Consider the following 2,634-nt stretch of genomic DNA (forward strand, 5'->3'; position numbering starts at 1 on the left):
TGTCAATGATCGCCGTAAAGAAGCCGGGGTTGATCGGCGTAAAGAGGCCAGCAGAAACGGGAGTAAAACGCGGATTCGAACGGCTTCAAGATTGCGGTTTTTTGCCGTTTTTCGCAACCCCATTTTCTGGCGTATCGGGCATCGGTTTGGGATCGCGCTGGCTCTTGCCTTCGAACACCAGTCGGTAGGCACCGTGGCGTAACCGGTCGAGTGTCGCAGCGCCGAGGATGCGGTTGTCAGGGAATGCGGCACCCCATTCCTCCAGCGCGAGATTCGAAGTCAAGATCGTCGAAGCTCGCTCGTAACGGGCGGCGACGAGATCGTGGAAGTCTTCGTCGTGGGGCACACGCAGCGGCTTGAGCGCGAAGTCGTCGATGATCAGCAATGGAACCCGGATGTACTGCTGGAGCTTCCGGTCGTAGGTGTCGGTGGCCCGCGCGGCGTGAAGCCGCTTGAGCAATTCGGTTTGCGAGATGAACAACACGTTGTGCCCCTGCCGGGCGGCGCAGTGGCCGAAGGCCTGCGCCAGATGGCTTTTGCCCGTGCCGGTCTGGCCGGCCATCAGGATCGCCACCTTCTCGTCGAGGTAGCGGCCCGTGGCGAGATCGTGGACGTACGCCCGGTTCAGGTTCGGCAGCAGATCGAAGTTGAAGGTCTCGAGCGTCTTGCCCATCGCGAAGCCGGCGCGTGACAGGCGGGCGTTGAGCTTCTTGTTCTCGCGACGGGCGACCTCGTCGTGCAGCAATGTTGCGAGGAACTCGGTGTAGGCGAGCTGCCCGTCGATGGCCTCGCGGTTACGCAGTTCGAGCGAATCGAGGATGCCGGACAGCCGCAGTTGCTTGAGGATGATATTCAGTTCTGGACTAGGATTCATGGGATCAATGGAGCATCAGCGAGTGGAGATCGCGGCCGAAGCGGCCACCGTTTTGGTACGTGTCGGCGTTCGCCGTTGCGGGCTTGGGTGCGCCTTCGCCTTCGAGTCCCTTGTCGAGGATGCCCTTGACCGTGCGGTACTTCGGACTGTTGAAGGCGAGCGCTCGGGCACAGGCAGCGTCCAGCCGCTGGTCGCCGAACTTCTCTCGCAGCCGGATCAGCCCTTGCGCGCCTCGCAGGTTGACGAGCACCGCGTCGTTGAACAGCGCGAGCACGACGTCGTGGCACGACGGTCCGATTTCCTTGGCACGCGCCAGGCACCATTGCGGATCGTGCTCGAGCCAGGCCTGCGCTTCCGGCGGCTGATGAGCCTGAACGGTATGGCGGCCGCCGGCCGGTCGTCGCGGATGCGTGGCGACGAGCTCGTGCCGATGGAACAGCTGGATAACGGTGTCGGTCGCCTTCAGCCACAATTCTTTACCGACCAGCGCGTATGGCGCCGAGTAGCGTGCGTATTTGTAGACGACGTGGCCGTCGCGGTGCAGCTTCACGCATTCCCACACCGAGAGCTTCGGCGGCACGTCCGGCAACGTCATCAGGAGCGGCTTCTCGATCGCGAAGCGCGCCAGCGGCTGCTCCTGCGTGGTACCGTGGGTGCGGGTGCCGGCCTGCTGCATCACCCACTCGCGCAGTTGCCGGTTTGCGTCGGCGCGATCGCGGAACTCGCGCAGCGGCACGAACGACTTCTTGACGTATTTGACGCCGGCCTCAACGATCCCCTTTTTCTGGGGGTCTCGCGGCGGACAGGCATCGATGCGGAACCCGTATCCTTCGGCCAGCGCGGCGTAGGAGCGCTGCGCGGCCGGATCGTAGCGGCAGGCCCGGATGATCGCGCACTTCGCGTTGTCGATGATGACCCGGTTGGGCACGCCACCGAACCATTCGAAGGCGCGCCGGTGGCAAGCCAGCCACGTCTCGACGGTCTGATCCGGTACGATCTCGGCGTACTGATGGCGCGACCAGCACAGCGTCATTACAAAGATCCAAGTCTTGAGCGGAATGCCGTCGATCGTCAGCATCGGCCCCGCGCCGAAGTCGACCTGCACGGCATCGCCCGGCGCGAAGTCCAGGATCGTCGTCGCCTTGACGCCGCGCTCGGCCGACAGATGCTGCACCATGCGCCGCACCGCCGAGTAGCTGCCCGTATAGCCGTGATTGCGCCGCAGGGCCTCGTGAATCGTGGTGCCTTGCACGCCGGCGGCGATCCAGTCGCGGATTTGCGCGCGAAACGGCTCTACCGTCGAGACGCAGGTGCGAACTGGCTTCGGAATCTTGTTGAAGACCGCCGCGATCTCGGCCTCGTCCGGCATCGGCCATGCCGGATCGAGCCAGCCGTGCGCATCGGCGGCCTGTCGAACTACCGCCAGCTTGGTTCTGCCCATCAGATGCCCGCGCGCGATATCGCGGTCGGAATCGCCGCGTCGCATACGGGCAAGGATTTGACGATACTGAAACACTTCGAACCTCCTGCTGGTCATGGTCGCTCCGTTCAAAAAAGAACGAGCGTACCGACTGGGAAAGTTCGAATCGCATCTATATCCGGTTTCTGCTGGCGCTATCGCGCCAACCCTCACGTGGCCTCTTTACGCCGATCCTGGACTGGCTCCATTACGCCGATCACGGACTGGCCTCATAACGGCGATCATCAAGTGGCCTCATTACGCCGATCACGAATTGGCTCCATAACGGCGATCCGTGACA

General features: G+C 63.1%; 2 protein-coding genes. Both read right to left on the bottom strand.

Features of this window, described 5'->3' with window-relative positions; translation table 11 throughout:
* Nucleotides 1-85 precede the first annotated feature (85 nt).
* Nucleotides 86-874, bottom strand: coding sequence for an IS21-like element helper ATPase IstB (gene istB / locus QZM72_RS35345; protein ID WP_301740429.1), 789 nt, complete (start codon nucleotides 872-874; stop codon nucleotides 86-88).
* Between the two features lie 4 nt (nucleotides 875-878).
* Nucleotides 879-2,390 (bottom strand): IS21 family transposase, encoded by a 1,512-nt coding sequence (istA, locus tag QZM72_RS35350; protein ID WP_301740430.1) that lies wholly within the window; start codon nucleotides 2,388-2,390, stop codon nucleotides 879-881.
* Between the last annotated feature and the right edge of the window lie 244 nt (nucleotides 2,391-2,634).

It is taken from the genome of Burkholderia sp. AU45388 (genome assembly GCF_030481585.1).
Classification (GTDB): Bacteria; Pseudomonadota; Gammaproteobacteria; order Burkholderiales; family Burkholderiaceae; genus Burkholderia; species Burkholderia sola.